Annotated in this window: 17 protein-coding genes; 16 read left to right on the top strand and 1 reads right to left on the bottom strand. The window is 36.3% G+C overall.

Annotated elements, in window-relative coordinates:
• The first annotated feature begins 99 nt into the window (after nt 1-99).
• The 7 genes from NSA47_RS10600 to fabG all read left to right on the top strand — a co-directional run bounded on the left by NSA47_RS10600 (nt 100) and on the right by fabG (nt 10,661).
• Nucleotides 100-1,707, top strand: coding sequence for an L-aspartate oxidase (locus NSA47_RS10600; RefSeq protein WP_257531790.1), 1,608 nt, complete (start codon nt 100-102; stop codon nt 1,705-1,707).
• Nucleotides 1,708-2,033: 326 nt separating this feature from the next.
• Nucleotides 2,034-3,335, top strand: coding sequence for a purine-cytosine permease family protein (locus NSA47_RS10595; RefSeq protein WP_257531789.1), 1,302 nt, complete (start codon nt 2,034-2,036; stop codon nt 3,333-3,335).
• Nucleotides 3,336-3,530: 195 nt separating this feature from the next.
• Entirely contained in the window at nt 3,531-4,220 is a 690-nt protein-coding gene (locus tag NSA47_RS10590) for a class I SAM-dependent methyltransferase (RefSeq protein WP_257531786.1), read from the top strand.
• A gap of 341 nt (nt 4,221-4,561) precedes the next feature.
• Nucleotides 4,562-6,628, top strand: a complete 2,067-nt coding sequence (locus NSA47_RS10585; protein ID WP_257531784.1) for a sigma-54-dependent Fis family transcriptional regulator — start codon at nt 4,562-4,564, stop codon at nt 6,626-6,628.
• Between the two features lie 359 nt (nt 6,629-6,987).
• Nucleotides 6,988-8,553, top strand: coding sequence for an acyl CoA:acetate/3-ketoacid CoA transferase (locus tag NSA47_RS10580; RefSeq protein WP_257531782.1), 1,566 nt, complete (start codon nt 6,988-6,990; stop codon nt 8,551-8,553).
• A gap of 41 nt (nt 8,554-8,594) precedes the next feature.
• On the top strand, nt 8,595-9,881 hold the full coding sequence (locus NSA47_RS10575) for a GntP family permease (protein WP_257531779.1): 1,287 nt from the start codon (nt 8,595-8,597) through the stop codon (nt 9,879-9,881).
• A 39-nt stretch (nt 9,882-9,920) separates the two neighbouring features.
• Nucleotides 9,921-10,661 (top strand): 3-oxoacyl-ACP reductase FabG, encoded by a 741-nt coding sequence (fabG, locus tag NSA47_RS10570; RefSeq protein WP_257531776.1) that lies wholly within the window; start codon nt 9,921-9,923, stop codon nt 10,659-10,661.
• A gap of 585 nt (nt 10,662-11,246) precedes the next feature.
• Here the strand turns inward: fabG and NSA47_RS10565 are convergent.
• Complete coding sequence (locus tag NSA47_RS10565) at nt 11,247-12,023, bottom strand: DeoR/GlpR family DNA-binding transcription regulator (protein WP_257531774.1); 777 nt, start codon at nt 12,021-12,023, stop codon at nt 11,247-11,249.
• Nucleotides 12,024-12,192: 169 nt separating this feature from the next.
• Here NSA47_RS10565 and NSA47_RS10560 point away from each other — a divergent pair, with 169 nt between their 5' ends.
• The 9 genes from NSA47_RS10560 to dhaL all read left to right on the top strand — a co-directional run bounded on the left by NSA47_RS10560 (nt 12,193) and on the right by dhaL (nt 19,753).
• The gene (locus tag NSA47_RS10560) at nt 12,193-13,062 is read left to right on the top strand and encodes a ketose-bisphosphate aldolase (RefSeq protein WP_257531772.1); all 870 of its coding nucleotides are present in this window, start codon (nt 12,193-12,195) and stop codon (nt 13,060-13,062) included.
• A 31-nt stretch (nt 13,063-13,093) separates the two neighbouring features.
• Nucleotides 13,094-13,534, top strand: a complete 441-nt coding sequence (locus tag NSA47_RS10555) for a PTS sugar transporter subunit IIA (protein WP_257531770.1) — start codon at nt 13,094-13,096, stop codon at nt 13,532-13,534.
• Nucleotides 13,535-13,554: 20 nt separating this feature from the next.
• Complete coding sequence (locus NSA47_RS10550; RefSeq protein ID WP_257531768.1) at nt 13,555-13,869, top strand: PTS fructose transporter subunit IIB; 315 nt, start codon at nt 13,555-13,557, stop codon at nt 13,867-13,869.
• 6 nt (nt 13,870-13,875) lie between these two features.
• A complete protein-coding gene (locus NSA47_RS10545) occupies nt 13,876-14,985 on the top strand; it encodes a PTS fructose transporter subunit IIC (RefSeq protein WP_257531767.1) in 1,110 nt (369 codons plus the stop codon).
• Between the two features lie 19 nt (nt 14,986-15,004).
• Nucleotides 15,005-15,550, top strand: coding sequence for a D-lyxose/D-mannose family sugar isomerase (locus tag NSA47_RS10540; RefSeq protein ID WP_257531765.1), 546 nt, complete (start codon nt 15,005-15,007; stop codon nt 15,548-15,550).
• Nucleotides 15,551-15,655: 105 nt separating this feature from the next.
• Complete coding sequence (xylB, locus tag NSA47_RS10535) at nt 15,656-17,146, top strand: xylulokinase (protein WP_257531763.1); 1,491 nt, start codon at nt 15,656-15,658, stop codon at nt 17,144-17,146.
• A 44-nt stretch (nt 17,147-17,190) separates the two neighbouring features.
• A complete protein-coding gene (locus NSA47_RS10530) occupies nt 17,191-18,057 on the top strand; it encodes a sugar phosphate isomerase/epimerase family protein (protein ID WP_257531761.1) in 867 nt (288 codons plus the stop codon).
• Between the two features lie 30 nt (nt 18,058-18,087).
• Nucleotides 18,088-19,095 carry a dihydroxyacetone kinase subunit DhaK gene (locus tag NSA47_RS10525; RefSeq protein WP_257531759.1) on the top strand — a complete coding sequence of 336 codons (1,008 nt, stop codon included), beginning with the start codon at nt 18,088-18,090 and terminating at the stop codon, nt 19,093-19,095.
• 4 nt (nt 19,096-19,099) lie between these two features.
• Nucleotides 19,100-19,753, top strand: coding sequence for a dihydroxyacetone kinase subunit DhaL (gene dhaL, locus NSA47_RS10520; protein WP_257531756.1), 654 nt, complete (start codon nt 19,100-19,102; stop codon nt 19,751-19,753).
• The last annotated feature ends 73 nt before the right edge of the window (nt 19,754-19,826 follow it).

Raw genomic sequence — 19,826 nt, 5'->3', positions numbered from 1 at the left:
GCAAAATTGTTTCATGGTTTTTTTATATAATAGAGTAAAGAGCATTAAATAATTAAATATTTCATAAAAAGAAGGAAGAACGGGGAGGCATGACTCAATATGAAATATAGTACAGATGTATTAGTTATCGGGGGAGGTAGTGCAGGTCTACACGCTGTCATAGAAGCTAGAAAATGCGGGGCAAAGGTTATGCTTGTCCATAAAGGTAGAGGCAATGCCACCATAATGGCGGCAGGGGGCTTTGCCGGAAACTTTCCCGTTGCTGAAGAGACAGAAGTAGAAAAGATCAATAGGGTTTTTGTAGAAGATATTATAAATGCAGGTAGACATATGAACAATGAGCAAATAGTAAAGACATTGGTAGAAAGAAGTGGGCAAGAAATTAAAGCACTCCAGAAGCAACAAGTAAATTTTATTGAAAATGAAAATAAGGAATTGAAATTATTTCATGCATCGGGACATACCCATCCTAGAACAGTTCGGTGTTTAGATGGACATACCCGACAGTATTATTCTTTGCTTAGGAATAAAGCTTTAGAGTCAGGCGTTCATATGATTAATCATGGCACCATTATTGATTTGATAAAACAAGGGGGAAAGATTAGGGGAGCAATAGGAGTGTGGAACAATCAAGTAATGAACATATCCTGTACAAGTGTTATTTTAGCCACAGGGGGTATTGGTGCAAATTATCATTTTTCCACTCATAAAAAAGCAATTCAAGGACAAGGGCTAACTATGGCTCTGAAGGCAGGAGCTAGTCTTATAGATATGGAATTTATTCAATTTATGCCCACAGTCCTAGCCTATCCAGAAAAGGTATCAGGCCTTATTGTAACAGATACCCTGAGGGGAGAGGGGGCTATTTTACTGAATAAGAATATGGAAAGATTTATGGAAAAGTACTCCCCTGAAAAAAAAGATAGGGAAACCAGAGATACCGTTTCCAAGTGCATTTTTCAAGAGATTGCTGAAGGCAGAGGTACAAAGAATAATACAGTATATTTGGATGCAAGAAGGATTAGTAGAAAAAGAATCAAAGAAAGTTTTACAAACTATCCTCTATTGATGAAGGCAGGAATTGATCCTGTAAAGGATCTTATTGAAATTTCTCCTGGAGCTCATTACATGTGCGGAGGAATTAAAATAGATGAGAATGCTTTTACAGGAGTTAGGGGCCTATGGGCAGCGGGAGAAGCCACAGGAGGTCTCCATGGGGCAAATAGATTAGGTTCTGTTGCTTTAACAGAAAATATAGTTTATGGGAAAATAGCTGGAAAAAATGCAGCATTATATAGTATGGAAAATAAGCAGGATATAGGGAAGGATAAAGATAGAACTATTTTTGAATCTTTTGATTCAGTGGAATATAGAGATATCATCCAAAGATTAAGACAAATACTTTCTAGTACCGCAGGTATAGTCAGAAATGAAAAGGATTTATTAGAAGGTTTAGAGGAAGTTACGAATATACTGGACAGGCTTAAGAATATGGAAAAAGGAAAAGGAGAGTTTGTTTATGATCTATCCCATGTGCAGGCTCAATCCCTAGCTTTAATTAGTTATTGCATCATCAAAGCATGCCAAATGAGAAAGGAAAGTAGGGGGACGCACTTTAGAAAAGATTATCCAAAGGAAAAGAAAAATTTCTCCAAACAAATTATTATACGGCAGGATGAGGAGAGAATTATTCATTATTTTGGATAAGAATAAGCTTATAAGGCCATAAGAATACATCCTTTGAGAAATATATAATAAAGTTAATATTTTTACCTAAAAATAGTTGCATAATTGAAAGAAACATTTCAAGAGTGAAAGGTCCTTGCATATAGGAGTTTCAACTTCATAAAGTCTTATCTCCTGAGGCATTTCAAGAGTGAAAAAAATCTCTAAAAATACTGACGAAATTTTGCAAAATCTTGCAATAATTTGTCGAAAAATCGTTAAAATAATGGCATACAAATTGCAATATATGAAGATAATGATAATAATATAACAGATTGTTATCAAAAAATTAAAAAAGGAGGATTTGTATGTCAGAGAAAGGAAGTCAGGGAAATTTTGAAAACGCTTTTAGTGCAGTGCCAGATTCACAAAGAAAATCTTTACTGAGCTTAACTGTAGTTTTAGCTGGCTATCCTATCGCCCTATCCAATTTTGTTATTGGAGGAGCTGTGGGAGTTGGAATGACATTTTCCAAAGCTTTATTAACATTACTTGTAGGTAATGGAGTTTTAATGGCTATCGTTTTAGCCACCGGTTATATGGCTTATAAAACAGGACTTTCTACATCATTTTTATCCAGAAGAGCCTTTGGGAAAAAGGGATCCAGCATATTTTCAATATTACTAGCTATTTCCTCTGTAACTTGGATATCCTTAAATGGGGATATTTTTGCCCGCCTAATCAAGAGTACCTTTTCATGGTGGACATTGCCCATATCCATTACGGCTATTTTGTGCATAGCCCTTTGGACTCAATCGGCTATTAGAGGGTATAAAGGCTTAGAGATAATCAGCTTTTTAGGAGTACCCGCAGCACTGATTATGTCCATTGTAGGTGTAATCGCTGTAGGTAGAGCCACCGGAGGATTTGGAGATGTCTTTAATTATGTGCCTGTCAATCCAATTTCCTTTACAGCAGCAACCTCATCCATTATTGGTGGTTGGGTATTTGGAGCCACTATAACTCCAGACGTTTGCAGATTTGCTAAATCTACCAGAGATCTTGTTATAGGTAGTATAGTAGCTTTTACTATAGGATGTCTAGGATTGCAATTTGCAGGAGCATTAGTAGCTATATCCACAGGGAATGGGGACTTTACTCTTGCTATGGCGGCCTTAGGACTTTCCCTTATCGCTTTCATTGCCTCAATATTCTGCTTATGGACTACCCAGGATAACAATATCTATGGAGCTAGCTTAGCCATACAAAATATTCTAGAGGAAACCCATTTGAAGGGAAAAGTTCAGCATAAGCATATTGCTTTAGCTATTGCGGGATTGGCAGCTATCTTTGCAGCCTTCGGTATATTTAATTATATCCTACCGATTATTCAATTCCTTTCTTTATTAATCCCACCGGTTTCGGGTTTAATTATTGGTGAGGAGTTCTTCATTAAAAATTCTAAAGAAAATAAGAATGTAAATAAAATAGCCCTTGTTTCCTGGCTTATTGCAGGAATAGCGAGTTATATTTCCCTAAAGGCAGACATTTTTGTTCCTCCTATTGTAGGGATAGTGACCAGCTGCTTGTCCTATATTATTTTAAGCAAGATATTTGAGGAAAAAGATAAAAATGTTCAGGATATATCATCAGAAAGAATATCTGTTTAAAAGAAATAAAGTAGATGAAATATCTATCAATTTAAAATATAATGATAGAAGTACCATATTCCCTAGCATTTCATATTTTTAGAGAATTTGGTACTTCCTCTTTTTAGAGGATAAAGAGTCGTTGTGCTGTGAAAAGAAAAAGTAGGATGCTAAATGATATAATAAATTATACGAATAAAAAAGGACGCGATAGAAATGAGAGATAATAAAACTTCCCAAAAAGCCAAAGATTATGATAAAAACGTGATAAAAACCCATGAATTGTATTCTTTGTTTCATGAAGAGACCTTTAAAGTGGTAAAGGCCATAAACCCAGCACCTAAAAGTTGGCTAGATGCAGGAGGGGGTACGGGAGAAATCATTAACAGGGCAAAGAATATCTTTCCCCATGCAGAATTTACCTTAGCAGATCCTTCTTCTGCCATGTTGGATGTGGCACAGGAAAAGTTCAAGGAAGATGTAGGTTTAAAAATTCAATATATTGAAAAGGGAACAGAGGAATTAAGTCTTCCCCCCTCTTCCTTTGATGTGATTACTTCTATACTTTCCCATCATTATTTTAATGAAGAGGACAGAAAGCAAGCCACCCTGAATTGTTTTGATATGCTAAAATTAGGAGGGGTATACATAACCTTTGAAACCATTCTTCCCCGCACCAAAAGAGGAATAGATATTGGACTGGATCGATGGTATCATGATCAAATCAATAATGGAAAAAGCGTAGAAAAGGCGGAAAAACATATCTCAAGATTCGGAAAAGAACTTTTCCCCATTTCTATACAGTCCCATATCAATCTTTTAGAAGAAGTAGGATTTGACACCGTAGAACTCTTCTGGCTTTCAGGAATGCAAGCGGGCTTTTATGGAATTAAAAGGAATAAATAAGCGGTCCAAGGGCTGTCGAGGTTGTTGAAAAAAGGGTGTTTTCCCAAAGAGAAAACACCCTTTTTTCTGTTTTCATGAAGGCTCTTACTTCATTAGCGTAAATGATCAGGTTTTACCAAGGGTTGGAACATAACGAACATTATCTTTGGTTGTCCTCCTATTCTTCTTACCATCATTGTAATTATCCCTTATCTATATAATTTCACATAAAAAAAGAAATCCCTTTTTGAGAGCAATCTCTTTCTAAAATATGTTTCTATGGAATGTAGTCCAATCATAGGTGTTTTTGTTATAATAAATCCAAAGAATGATGAGGCTTAATTAAAAGGGGAGGTAGATTTATGAAAGTAAAAGAAGTCATGACATCCAATCCAATTACCATTTCTGGTGATAGCAGTCTAAAGGATGGAGCGGAGATTTTTTCTACGCGTCATATTGATACAGCTCCCGTTGTAGATGAAAACTTTCGTCTACTAGGGATTTTTACAAAAAAACACCTGTCGCAAGCTATTAAAAAGAAGAAACCACCCTACACACCTATTGACGAGATCATGAGCACTTCTGTAGCTTGTGTACAGGAGGAACAGATGATCCAGGAGATTTTTGACAAAAAAGAAGAAACCATCCCAGTAATCAATAAAGAGAATAAACTCGTAGGCATTCTTACTAAGACAGATCTTTTAAGAGTTTATCATAAAAAACTGGAATATGCGATGAAGTATATCAATGCTGTTCTCTACGCTACCAATAACGGAATATTGATCATAGATCATCGAGGAAAAATTACCTTATTTAATAAGGCTGCAGAAGAGTTACTAGGTCTAGAGAATCATGATGCTATAGGAAAGTCTATTTTAGAGATTATGCCTGATTCCAGGTTACCTCGTACCATAGAAACAGGTGAAAAAGAAATAGGCCAAACAGTACTCTATAAAAAGAAGATGCTGATATCTAATAAGGTACCGGTAATCTATAAAGGGAAAATAATTGGAGCCGTGGCAATATTTAAAGATATGACTGATTATAATCATTTAATGGAAGAATTAGACGCAGAAAAAGATGTTTCCAGTATATTGAAAACCATTCTAGAAATTGCCTATGATGGAATTGTGGTAGTAGATAAAGAAGGATATATTACCATGATCAGTAAAGCCTATACCAATTTTTTAGGCGTAGATCAAAAGGAAGTGATAGGGAAACATGTCACTGAGGTGATTGAAAACACTCGTATGCATAAGGTAATAGAGACGGGACAGGCAGAGATTGCAGACACACAAAACATCAAAGGAAGCCAGATGATTGCCTCCCGTATACCGATCATTAAGAAAGGAAAAGTTACTGGCGCTGTAGGAAAAGTAATGTTTAGGGATGTAAAAGATCTAACCTTTTTATATAAACGCATCAGTAAAATGGATGAAGAGTTAGCCCGTTATAAGGGAGATGCTAAGCGTGCCCACAGTGCATATTATTCCTTAGATAATATTGTAGGCAGAAGCCCAGCGATTATGAAAGCTAAGAATATGGCTAAAAAGGCAGCTGGCACCAGTTCCAATGTCTTATTATTGGGGGAAAGTGGAACAGGAAAAGAGCTTTTCGCCCATGCCATTCACAAAGGAAGTGCACGTAGAAATTTCCCCTTTGTCAAAGTCAATTGTGCGGCCATTCCTAATGAATTATTAGAATCTGAACTATTTGGCTATGAGGGAGGAGCTTTTACCGGAGCGCAAAAAAAGGGGAAAATAGGAAAGTTTGAGGTAGCAGATAGGGGGACCATTTTTCTTGACGAGATCGGGGATATGTCCCTGCATATGCAAGCTAAGCTACTCAGGGTTTTACAAGAAAGAGAAATAGAAAAAGTAGGCTCTACAACCACCAAAAAAGTAGATATCCGTATTATTGCTGCCACCAACCGCAATCTAGAAGAATTAGTGAAAAGAGGAGAATTTCGAGAAGATTTATTTTATAGATTAGATGTAGTTACTCTTCATATCCCTCCTTTACGAGAGAGAAATGGGGATGTACAGATACTGGCCTATTACCTTATAGATAAAATATGTAATTCTATGGGGAAATATATTTTAAAACTATCTGAAGAGACTATGATGTACCTTGAGAATTACCAATGGCCTGGCAACATAAGAGAGTTAGAAAATGTCTTAGAAAGAGCCATTAATATTGTAGAAAAAGATGCCATCATACAACCCATGCATCTCTCTAAAGAAATAGTGGGCCAATTTGAATTTAAAGAGATAAGGAGCCTAAAGGATGCAATGGAGGAAACAGAAAGAAACACTTTAGTGGAGGCCTTAAGTATGGCAAAGGGCAATAGGACCAAGGCGGCGAGATTGTTAGATATTAGCAGAACCTCCTTTTATGAGAAATTGGCGAAATACAATTTGAAATTCTAACAAATCTATGAAAAATGAAGAAAATAGAGAGAATTGTATGATAACGTTTACGAATATTTAGAAGAAAAAAGTAGTTTGTGCGGGAACACGTATGGGCTTTTTGAAGTTTTATAGAGAATTGTAAGAAAAAGCGTACAAAATAATAAAAAACCATATATTTTCAGACTGAAAATAATAATTAAAGGACAAAAAACCTTTAATTATTATTTTTTTTATTTCTTTTTGGAGGAATAAAGCAGAAGGGAAGGGAAAAAACCTTCTTTTCCAAAGGGATGGTATGATCCTTGCTTTAGTATAGGACATCACATAGGAAAGTTCTTTAGGCCTTATAGTATCTATTTTGGATAGGAGGAATTTATATGACTTCAAAAGTATTACCCGTTGAAAAGGCAATAAGTATGATTCGAGAAGGTGCAACAGTAGCCATAGGAGGGTTTGTAGGCAATGCTCATCCAGAAGAATTGACATCTGGATTAAAAAGACGCTTTTTAGAAAAGCATTCTCCTCAAAATCTTACATTGGTATATGCAGCTGGGCAAGGAGATGGAAAGGAAAAGGGGCTTAATAATTTAGGTTATGAAGGGTTGGTCAAAAAGGTGATAGGGGGTCACTGGAATCTAGCTCCTAAACTGCAAAAATTGGCCATGGAGAATAAAATAGAAGCCTATAACTTACCCCAAGGAGTCATTGCCCACATGTTTAGAGATATTGCAGCGGGTAAACCAGGGACGATTACCCATGTGGGATTAAAAACTTTTGTTGACCCAAGAGTGGAGGGTGGAAAGCTAAATGAAATGACCAAGGAGGATATTGTGGAAGTGATCAATATCCATGATAAGGAATATCTCCTTTATAAACCTTTTCCCATTGATGTGGCTTTCATTAGAGCAACCTATGCAGATCCTATGGGAAATGCCACCATGGAAAAAGAGGCTGTTATCTTAGAGGGTTTAGCTATTGCCCAAGCTGTGAAAAACTCTGGAGGAATTGTTATTCTTCAAGTAGAAAAGGTCGTATCCAAAGGTAGTTTAGATCCTAGATTAGTAAAGATACCTGGCATTTTAGTAGATGCCATTGTCGAGGCAAAGCCAGAAAATCATATGCAGACCTTTTCAGAAGGATATAATCCTTCCTATTCAGGAGAAATAAAAGTACCTGTAGAATCTATCAAAAAACTCCCTTTAGATGAAAGAAAGGTTATTGCCAGAAGATGTGCCATGGAACTTATCCCCAATGCGATTACTAATTTGGGAATTGGTATGCCAGAGGGAATATCCATGGTAGCCAATGAAGAGGGCATAGGGAATGAAATGCTCCTTACCATAGAAGCAGGTCCCATTGGAGGGGTACCAGCGGGAGGGCTAAGTTTTGGTGCGGCTATAAATCCTGATGCTATAGTGGATCAGCCAGCCCAATTTGATTTCTATGGTGGAGGTGGTTTAGACATAGCATTCCTAGGACTCGCCCAAGCAGATCAAGTAGGAAATGTGAACGTAAGTAAATTTGGTCCTAAAATAGCTGGTTCAGGTGGATTTATTGATATCACCCAAAATGCTAAGAAAGTAGTTTATTGTGGAACATTTACAGCAGGAGGATTGAAGGTAAAAATAGAAAATGGAAAGCTTAGGATTAACCAAGAGGGAAAAATTAAAAAACTCATTAACCAAGTAGAACAAATTACCTTCAGTGGGGAATATGCAGTTGAAGTAGAGCAACCAGTTCTTTATGTTACCGAAAGAGCTGTCTTTGAATTGAGTAAAGAGGGGATAGTCCTTAAGGAAATTGCCCCAGGTATTGATGTACAAGAAGATATTGTCAACCAAATGGGATTTCAGCCTATAATCCCAAAAGATCTCAAGGAAATGGACAGTAGAATATTTAGGGAAGAACCCATGGGACTTCATTGTGAGCAACTGAGTAAGTAATATTTTTTTAGCAATCACTACAAAAAAGGGGGAGTAAATGTATGTTTGGTATTATCTTAGGTTTAGCATTGTTAATGATTTTAGCCTTTCGAGGTTGGTCCATTATTTGGATTGCACCTATTTGTGCATTAGTTGTGGCATTGACAGGGGGGCTAGAATTACTACCCGCTTATACTGAAACCTATATGGCAGGTTTTGTAGGATTTACTCAGTCCTGGTTTCCAGCCTTTATGTTGGGGGCTATCTTTGGGAAACTGATGGATTTAACAGGAGCGGCTCAATCTGTGGCCCAATTTTTGGTAAAAACCATTGGGGCAAAAAGGGCTATCTTAGCCGTGGTTATCGGTTGTGCGGTACTTACCTATGGTGGAATCAGCTTATTTGTTGTGGTGTTTGCCATGTACCCCATTGCCCTTGCCTTATTTAGGGAGGCCAATATCACAAGAAAATTAATTCCGGGATCTATTGCCCTAGGAGCCTTTACCTTTACCATGACAGCTATACCAGGGACACCACAGATACAAAACTTAATTCCTATGGATTATTTTGGTACCACACCTATGGCAGCTCCGATTATGGGTATTGCTGGTACTTTGGTGATGTTAGGAGGAGGATATGCATGGCTAGCATGGAGACATAGAAAGTTTGAGGCTAAGGGGGAGTTCTTTGAAGAACCTAAGAACAAGGAAGAAATAGAAGCTGTTGCTGAACATTTACCTAATCCATTGATCTCTTTCTTACCATTGCTTTCCGTCATTCTAACTTTAAACTTACTTGAGTGGAATATTGTACCTGCTTTATTGTCAGGGATCATCCTCAGTATGATTTTAAATATCAATGTTCATAAAAAGTTTACCGAAGCCATTAACAGCGGGGCCAGTGGATCTGTACTTGCCATTATCAATACCAGTGCAGCTGTGGGATTTGGATCGGTAGTTAAGGCCGTACCAGGGTTTCAAACTCTAACAAATTTAATGTTAGGAATTAAGGGAAATCCCTTGATTTCTGAAGCAGTATCTGTAAACGTTCTAGCGGGAGCTACTGGATCTGCTTCAGGAGGTATGGGTATTGCCTTAGAGGCCTTGGGGACGAAATATTCTGAGATAGCAGCTGCAACAGGAATGAATCTTGAAGCCTTCCATAGAATTGCTTCTTTATCCTCAGGAGGACTAGATACTTTACCCCACAACGGTGCAGTGCTCACTTTGTTAGCAGTTACTGGCTTAACCCATAAGGATTCTTATATTGATATCTTTATGACTTGTACGGCTATACCAGTTTTATCTGTAGTGGTAGCGATTATCTTAGCAAGTATGGGTTTAGTGTAAATCATTTGTATAATAAATAACTAATTAGGAGGTATGAGCATGAGATTAAAGAAAAAAGTAGCCATTATCACTGGAGGAGGTAGAGGAATAGGGGAAGCTACCGCAAAAAAATTTGCTGAGGAAGGTGCAAAGGTTGTTATCGCGGATATGAATCAAGAAGATATTGATAGAGTCATGGAAGAAATAAAACAATCAGGGGGAGAGGCTTTAGGGTTAAGTGTAAATGTAGTGGATATAGCCCAAGTAGAGGAAATGATCTCTCGTACAGTGGAGCATTATGGAAAAGTAGATATTATAGTGAATAATGCAGGAATTACAGCAGATGCTCGATTGGTAAAAATGCAAGAGGATCAATTTGACAAAGTGATTGCAGTGAATTTAAAAGGTGTATATAATTGCGGGCAAGCTGCTGCGAAAGTTATGGTAGAACAGGGGAGTGGAGTTATTTTAAGTGCCTCCTCGGTAGTAGGAATCTATGGGAACTTTGGTCAAACAAATTATGCTGCCACTAAATGGGGTGTCATAGGGATGACCAAGACCTGGGCCAAAGAGTTAGGGAGAAAAGGTGTGAGGGCCAATGCCGTTGCACCAGGATTTATTGCTACTCCTATGGTAGAGAAAATGCCTGAAAAGGTATTAGATTCAATGAAGGCGAAAGCTCCCCTTCAAAGATTGGGGACACCTGAGGATGTAGCCAATTTATATGCTTTCTTGGCCTCAGACGAAGCTAGTTTTATCACGGGCACAGTGGTTAGTGTAGATGGGGGAGTCGTACTTTAGATTTTAATGGCGAAAAAAGCAACTCTATTGTCTTATTCATGGACAATAGAGTTGCTTTTTTTATTTTTAGCTTCCTAAAATAAATCCAATCAAATAAAATCTACTATGTTCCACCAAACAAATGGACAGGGTGGATTTTTCACTTTATTTATTTTGACGAAATTATCCATGGTTTATAATAATCGAAAAAGAGATGTTTTGTCCTTGGAAAAACCCACCCTTTTTTTAACAACTTCAGCAGGCCAAGGGCTGCTTTTGGTTTAATGACAAAGTATTCTAAGGAATTACATGCTTAAATAAAATAACAAATGGAATGCTGTAGTTGGTTATTTCAATCGTTGCAAAACAATGTACCTTACAATTTATATAGCTGTATCTAGGCTATTACCAGATATGCTTATTTTTATTAATTATTTATCGCTTGATAAGGGCTAAATTTCTCTTAGACATAGATTTATTTGCGTTCTCATACTTTTATAAAGCATTTTACTTATTCTAGTTAAAAGAACAGAGCACTTATTAATTAGCAAAAGTAAATATGCAGCTATACCCAATTCATCTTTAAAGGAGAGAATTATATACATTTTATGAAATAACTATAGGAACCTTTATACGATATCTCTCTAAAACTTCTTTATTTAAAGATGAGTCAGATATAATCAGGTCAACATCTTCTAAAGAACAAAAAGTCGAACTTGAATCTTTATCAAATTTACTATTATCCATTAAGGCAATTTTTGTTTTGACCCGTTGGATATTTTCTTTTTTGCTCTTAACTTCCTGGATATTAAATTCAGAAAAACCGCTTTCCATAGAAAGTCCAGAAGCTGAAAAGAAATATTTATCAATATTAAATTGATCTAAAATAGGATCCTGAAATTCGTCGTGGATAGTATTTGAATCAGCTTTAACTATTCCCCTTATCACAATAACTGTTAAATTTGGATTTTGTTTTAAAACCATTGCCGTAGTTAAACCATTGGTAAGGACAGTGTTTTTTAATGCAGAATTAGCTAAAAATGTTGCTAATTCAAAAGTAGTAGAGCTTGAATCCAATAATAGAGTATCTTTTTCCCCAATTAAGGATATGGCCTTATAGGCAATTTCTTTCTTTAAGTTTTTATTAAGAGTGGCTCTTTCATTATAGACAATAAATTTTTCTTTAGTTTCTTTTTTTTTCTTTTTGTAAATAGCTCCGCCATGGGTGCGTTCTAAATCCTTATAGGTTTCAACAATTTTATCTAAGTCACTTCGAATGGTAGGACTAGAAACCTTAAATTCTTTTGCTAATTCTTTAACGTAAACAGTTCCTTCACTGTATATTTTTTTTCTAATCAATTCTTTTCTTTCTTCAGCAAACATGTAATCACCTCTAATTAATTATCGGTATTTATTATAATCTATTATAATTTAAAAAACAAAAAAAAGAAATAGAATAAAAAGGTTGACTTTATTTTCTGATAGAAATATAATTTAATTAATAAAAGAAAGTAAAAGAAAAAATAAGAAGAAAAAAGAAAGGAGTTTTAAGATGTTAATTTCAGGGAAAGAGATGTTAGATGTTGCAAAAAAAAGTCATTTCGCTGTACCTGCATTTAATGCTGGTAGTGGGCAACTATTAACAGCAGTAATAGAAGCATGTGAAGAGGAAAAATCTCCTTTTATGATGGCTATTCATCCAGACGAGCTTGCATTTTTAAGGGATAGTTTTATTAGTCAAGTTTTATACGAATGTCAACATACAAAAGTGCCTGTTGCCATCCATTTAGATCATGGAGCAACTTTAGAGCAAGTCATTCATGCTATTCAATTAGGATTTACATCTGTAATGATAGATAGCTCCCATTTACCCTTTGAAGAAAATGTTGCTATAACAAAAAAAGTGGTAGAGATTGCTCACGCAGTTGGAGTTTCTGTTGAGGCTGAGTTAGGGACAATTGGTGATGCGGGAAATACAGTGGAAGGTGGTTCAAACGAAATTATCTATACTGATCCAGAAAAAGCCAAAGAATTTGTTAAAAGAACAAATATTGATTCTTTAGCTATTGCTATTGGCACAGCCCATGGACTCTATCCTAAGGATATGACCCCTGAATTACGTTTAGATATTTTAGAGGAGATTACTAAGGTAGTTGATATTCCCCTTGTACTGCATGGAGGTTCAAACAATCCTGATGAAGAAATTGCAAAATCAGTTGAATTAGGAATTTCTAAAATCAATATTTCTTCTGATATTAAAATATCTTTTACCAATAAATTAAGGGAAATTTTGGACAATGGGAATTTAGAAATAAGAGAACCTAATGTTATTTTCCCTGATTGTATCAAAGAGGCAAAGAAGACATCCTTAGAAAAAATAAAATTATTTAAGTCTGACAATAAGATGGACTTATATTATTAATATAATAAATGATAACCAGGAGGTGAACATGATGGATATTTTAAATGAAGAAATTATGGCAGTAAATCTTCCAGGAAGGACCAAAGAGGAAGCCATTGATACATTAGCTAATTTACTAAAAGAAAAAAGTTATATCAAAGATGTAGAATTATTCAAAAAAGATATCTATCATCGCGAATCCCTTGGTCAAACGGGAATAGGTAATTATATTGCCATTCCCCATGGCCAAAGTGAAAGCGTTTTAAAGAATGGAATTGCCATTGGAAAATTTAACAATGAAATTCCTTGGGAGACATTAGATGATAAGGGAGTAAAAATAGTCTGCCTATTTTGTGTCCAGGCAGGCAATGGTGAGGGTAACGAGCATTTAAAAATGTTGGCTGCCTTAGCTGGAAAACTAGGTAATGAAGAGGTAGTGAATAATATTTTAAAGTCCCGAACAACAGAAGAATTAATACAAGCTTTTTCATAAAAGAAAGGAGAGGAATTAATATGAATATAGTTGGAATTGCCGCTTGTACAGCAGGAATTGCACACACTTATATTGCTAAAGAAAAATTAGTAACGGCTGCAAAAAAAGCAGGTCATAAGATTCATATGGAGACCCAAGGAACCATTGGAGTGCAAGATCCTATTCCTCAGGAATTGCTTGAACAGGCAGATGTTGTCATTATTGCTGCGGATGTAAAAGTGAGTGGGAAAGAACGCTTTAAAGACATCAAAACCATTGAGATTCCTACTGAAGTGGTTATTAAATCTCCAAATAAATTTATTAAAAAAGTAGAAGAAATTGTGGGAAAGGAGTAAGAGAAAATGAGCAAACAATCATCTGGAAAGGTTTTCAATAATTTAAAGCAACATGCCTTAACAGCGATTTCTTATTTAATCCCAATCGTGGTAAGTGGTGGGTTTCTGTTAGCAATAGGTAGTCTTTTTGGTGGGGTAACCATTGAAAATATTAATGATCCCTTTAGCTTTTTTGATGCAATGTACACCATGGGTGGATTAGTTTTGGGGATGCTCCCTGTAGTTATCGCTACAGGTATCGCATTTTCTATTGCTGATAAACCAGGGATTGCCCCAGGTTTTTTAGTAGGTTTGATTGCAATTAATATGAATTCTGGATTTATCGGTGGTTTTATTGGCGGCTATATTGCTGGTTATATTGCAAAATTCTTAGTGGATAAGATGAAAGTTCCTCAATGGGCAGAAGGACTTAAACCCATGTTATTAATCCCATTTGTTGCTTCGTTAGCAGTGGGTATTATCATGTACTATGTCTTGGGAACACCTGTTTCAGCCCTTACGAATGCACTAAATGAGTATTTACGAGGTTTGGATACCAATCAGAAGCTATTATTTGGTGTAATTATTGGTATTCTTTCCAGTATTGACTATGGCGGTCCTATTAATAAAGTGGTATTTGCATTCTTATTATCCCTTCAGTCAGAGGGAATCAATGAACCTATGGCTGTATTAATGCTTGCTTCCATGGTAACGCCCTTTGGTATGACCATGGCATATTTCCTACAAAAAGTATTTCGTAAAAATATCTATGTGAGAATGGAAGTAGAAACCTTGAAAACGGCTTTTCCAATGGGTGTTTGTATGATTACAGAGGGTTGTTATCCTATTATTTTTAATGATTTATGGCGTTGTATTTTGGCAACAGGTATAGGTGGTGCTATTGGTGGAGCTATGAGCATGGTCATGGGTGCAGGTTCACCCGTTCCCCATGGTGGATTATTCGCCATGGTAACAATGACTAATCCCTTTGCTTGGCTAATCTCTTTATTAGTAGGATCCCTGGCAACAGCCATTGTGTTGCTCATATTGAAAAAGTCCGTAGCTTTAGATGATGTAAGGGAACTTACAGAAGACGATGAAAAAGATATTGATTTCGCAGAATTAAAAATTAGATAAAAATATTGGAGGAAAAGATATGTCAAATATTTCATCAGATTATAAAGAACGCGTGAAAGAAATATTTCGCAAATCCAAAATTGTCTTAACTCAAAATGAGATAGACAGTATAGATTATGCTGAATTTGGTTTAGACAATATTGAAGAAGAAGGATTAAACTTAATACTATATGTGAACAACGACCGATATTGTGCAAAAGAGATGGCTCTTTTACCAAACCAGACTTGCCCAGAGCATATGCATCCTGATTTAGAAGATAGAGAAGGAAAGCAAGAAACCTTTAGATGTCGTTGGGGAGAGGTATATTTGTATGAAGAAGCAGATGAGACCCTTGACCTCGAAAAAATAAGTGTTTCTTTACCTCAAAAAAACAAAGAATACTATACAGCAAGTAAAGAAATACACTTAAAAGCTGGAGAGCAATATACATTGGCACCAAATACAAAACATTGGTTTAAAGCAGGAAAAGATGGTGCCGTAGTTAGTGAGTTTTCTTCCCCGAGTTTTGATGCCTTTGACGTATTTACTAATCCCAATGTAAAACGAGATGTGAGAGATAGATAGATTTAAAATGATATAGCAGCTTAGGGAAGGTATCCTTAAGCTGCTTTTAAAACAGCAAAATTTGGAGAAATTCATGTCCTGTCTTTAAAATAAGGAGGTGTTGACATGGAATATCTTATGGGAATAGATATAGGCACCAGTGGTGTAAAAGCAATAATTATTGATAATGCAGGTAGGGTAATCCTTTCAAAAATAGAATCCTATGATATCAATATTGTAAAAAAAGGTTGGATGGAGCAAGATCCAGAACAATGGTGGCATGGAACCACAAAGGTAGTACGAGAAATTGTAAGGGAAAGTGGAATTAATAAGGATGAAATTAAGGCCATCGGCTTTTCAGGACAAATGCATAGCTCGGTTTTTTTAGATGAAAACAATAAAGTATTGAGGCCTGCTATCCTATGGAATGATACCAGAACCTTTACACAATGTAAGGAAATATATACGAGAGTAGGAGGACTAGAACAATTATTAAATTATGTTTCTAATCCAGCTTTGGAAGGCTTTACTGCGCCAAAGATACTTTGGCTAAAAGAAAATGAGAAAGTAAACTATGAAAATCTTCAGTATATACTATTACCTAAAGATTATATTCGATATAAGTTTACTGGGGATATCAGCATGGAAATGTCCGATGCGGCAGGGACGTTGTTATATGATGTGAAAAATAAAAGGTGGAACAAAGAGCTAATTCATAAGCTAGATCTAAAGGAAAATATTTTTCCTAAAGTAGTGAAATCTACAGATATTGTGGGTAGCATAAAAAAAGAGATTGCCAGGGAACTAGGATTAAGTGAAAAAACCTTGATTATAGCAGGGGGTGCAGATAATGCATGTGCAGCCATAGGTAGTGGAATAGTAGAGAATTCTAAAGCTGCACTCAGTATAGGAACATCGGGCACAATAATCGCCTATACAGATAAGAATAATGTAGAGACGAAAGGTAATTTGCATTTTTTCAATCATGCCTGCGATAATTCCTGGTATTTAATGACGGTTATGTTATCTGCTGGAATGTGTCTAAAGTGGTTTAGAAATAATATATTGAAAACAGATAAAACCTATGAAGAGTTGACTAATATGGCATCAAAAGTATTGCCAGGTAGTAATGGGGTTATCTTTCTTCCTTATCTTTTTGGAGAGAGAAGTCCTCACCCGGATCCAAATGCTAAATCAATGTTTTATGGGCTTTCATCAAATACAACCCCAGAAGATTTAATAAGAAGTGTGCTAGAAGGTGTAGCTTTAGGATTTAAAGATTGTCTTGCTAGCATAGAGAAGAGTATTGATATAAAAGAAATTAGATTAACTGGTGGGGGAGCCAATAGTCAATTGTGGACAAGTATAATAGCTGATGTATTAGATAGGGAAATAAGTTTGATTAATGTAGAGGAAGGACCTGCTTTTGGAGCAGCCATAATTGCTGGAGTAGGATCAGGAGTTTTTGAGGATTTCAAACCTATTTTAGACAAAGCTGTAAAAGTAAAAAAAATAGTAAAACCCAATAAAGAAAATGTAAAATTATATCAAAAATATTATAAGATATATACTTTATTATACGACAATTTAAAAGAGTGTAATAGATTATTAAGCTAACTAGCACAATAGATTAAGTCAAGAATAAAAGGATAGAAAGGGGTATGAATATGAGGTTTGGCGTAGATACTTTTATTTGGACAGAGGTATTTACCATTAAAGATTTATGGATAATTCATAAGGCAAAGGAACTAGGGTTTGAAGCCATTGACTTTGCCATTGCTTATCCAGAAAACTTTCCACTGCAGGAAGTAAAGAAAGAACTAGAAGGAACGGGTTTAGAGGTGATAACTTCCATAACCCTAGATGAAAAAACTAATTTATTAAGCGACAATCCTGAAATTCGTGCCAAAGGGATAAAAAGATTAAAAAAATTAGTAGATATTAACTTAGAATTGGGCTCCAATATACTTGGTGGCGTAAATTATGCTGGATGGGGCTGCCTAAGTGGTAAACCCCCTACACAAAAAGAATGGGATAATTCTGTATCTGCGATGAAAGAGGTAGCAACCTATGCCCTCGAGAAACATCCAAAGTTAAAAATTTGTGTAGAGCCTGTCAACCGTTTTGAAACCCACTTTATCAATACCGCTGAAACCGGCGTAGAGTATTGTAAGGCTGTGGGCACAGGGAATATGGCAGTTCATCTAGATTGCTTCCATATGATACGAGAAGAAACCTCCTTTAAAGAGGCTATATATACTTGTGGCAAAGAATACTTAGGTTATATTCATGTATGCGAAAGTAATCGTGGCATACCTGGTACTGGATTGGTACCTTGGACTGAGCTATTTCGAGCAGTAGAGATGGTAGGATATGATGGACCCCTTGTTATTGAATCTTTTGACCCAAGTTTTGAGGAGTTAAATGCAAATTGTGCAATATGGAGAAAGTTTGCAGAAACTGGGGAGGAATTAGCAGTAAGAGGTCTAGCTAATTTAAAAAGAATTTCTGAATCTGCCTTATTATAGAAACATCTTAAAGAGAAAGGAGCAATACAATTGCAAAGAATAATTAATGACCCCTCGATGGTTGTAGAAGATATGTTAAAAGGATTTGCCAAGGTACACAAAGATATTGTACACGTACACCCAGATAATCCTAGAGTAATTATTTCTAATACTGCAAAGGAAAAAAAGAAGGTAGGGATTGTGACAGGGGGAGGATCCGGACATAAGCCAGCCTTTATTGGTTATGCGGGTAAAAATATGGTAGATGCTGTAGCCGTAGGGGAAATATTCTCATCACCAACAGCAAAATCCTTTTACGATGCTATAGTAGCAGCGGACCAAGGAATGGGAGTGGCCTGTCTCTATGGAAATTATGCAGGGGACAACATGAATGTGAAGATGGCTTCTATGATGGCAGAGGATGATGACATTATGGTAAAGACAGTAGTGGCTAATGATGATGTAGCTTCTGCAAAGAAAACAGATTCGGAAAAACGCCGTGGTGTTGCGGGAGAAATTTTGATGTGGAAGGTAGGAGGTGCAAAGGCTGCCCAAGGTGCTACTTTAGATGAAGTAATAGCCGCGTCACAAAAAGCTATCGATCATACCCGAAGCGTAGGAGTTGGCCTTGGGCCTTGTACCATACCAGCAAATGCAAAACCAAATTTTAAAATAGAAGAAGGTACAATGGAGTTTGGAATTGGTCATCATGGAGAGCCAGGTATCCGTGTAGAAAAATTAGCATCAGCAAAGGAAATCGCAAAGGAAATGCATGATTTAATTATAGAGGATCTTCCCTTTGAAAAGGGGGATGAGGTGGTGGTTTTAGTATCAGGACTGGGAGCTACACCTGTCATGGAACAATATATCTTCTTTGATGAAATAGAACAGCTGTTACAAGCAGATGGGATTGTCATTTATAAATCCTATGTGGGGAATTACTTTACTTCCCTAGAAATGAATGGAATTACATTGACCATGATGAAAGTGGATGAAGAATTAAAGGAATGTATTGATATGGAAGTAGAAACAATGGGATTAACTCAGATAGGAGAATAGACCTATGGAATATATCTTAAATGCTGGAAATTCAGAGATTGTGCTTAAAATCATTGAAGCCATCCACCAAAATGCCGAATATTTAAGTGAAATAGACGGAGCTACAGGAGATGGAGATCATGGGGTAAATATGAATAAGGGATTTTTAATGGCCAAGGAACGTATTATGAATAAGGAATTATCCTTTGCTGAGGCCATTAAAATATTGGGACGCACTTTAATTATGGATATTGGAGGATCCATGGGGCCCATTTATGGTACTATGTTTAATGAATTTTGGAAAGCCTTGAAGACTACAGAAAAAATCCAGGCAACTGATCTTTTAAATGCTCTGAATAATAGCACTACTGCCCTTATGGATTTAGCTGGTGCAAAAGTAGGAGATAAAACCCTTATTGACACCATTGTACCTGCTAGAGATGCCTTTGCTAATGCCTTACAAGAGGGAAAATCCTTTTTTGAGTCTTTAGAAGAGTTATCTGCTGGTGCTGAAGCTGGCAAGGAAAATACCAAAAATATGATGGCTAAAATAGGCCGTGCTGCTAGATTGCAGGAGCGCTCGATTGGATTTTTGGATGCGGGAGCAACATCTTGTTGTATCATTTTACAAACCATGGCTTCTGCGATGAAGGGACATATACAAAATGAAGAAATATGAAATTTGAAATAAAGATTGATATAACCTGTCAAGGTAAAATATAGTCAAGCAGCTTGGGGAAGTGCTAGATCCT

It is taken from the genome of Irregularibacter muris, assembly GCF_024622505.1.
GTDB lineage: Bacteria > Bacillota > Clostridia > Eubacteriales > Garciellaceae > Irregularibacter > Irregularibacter muris.
This window is presented reverse-complemented; position numbering and strand designations above follow the sequence as displayed.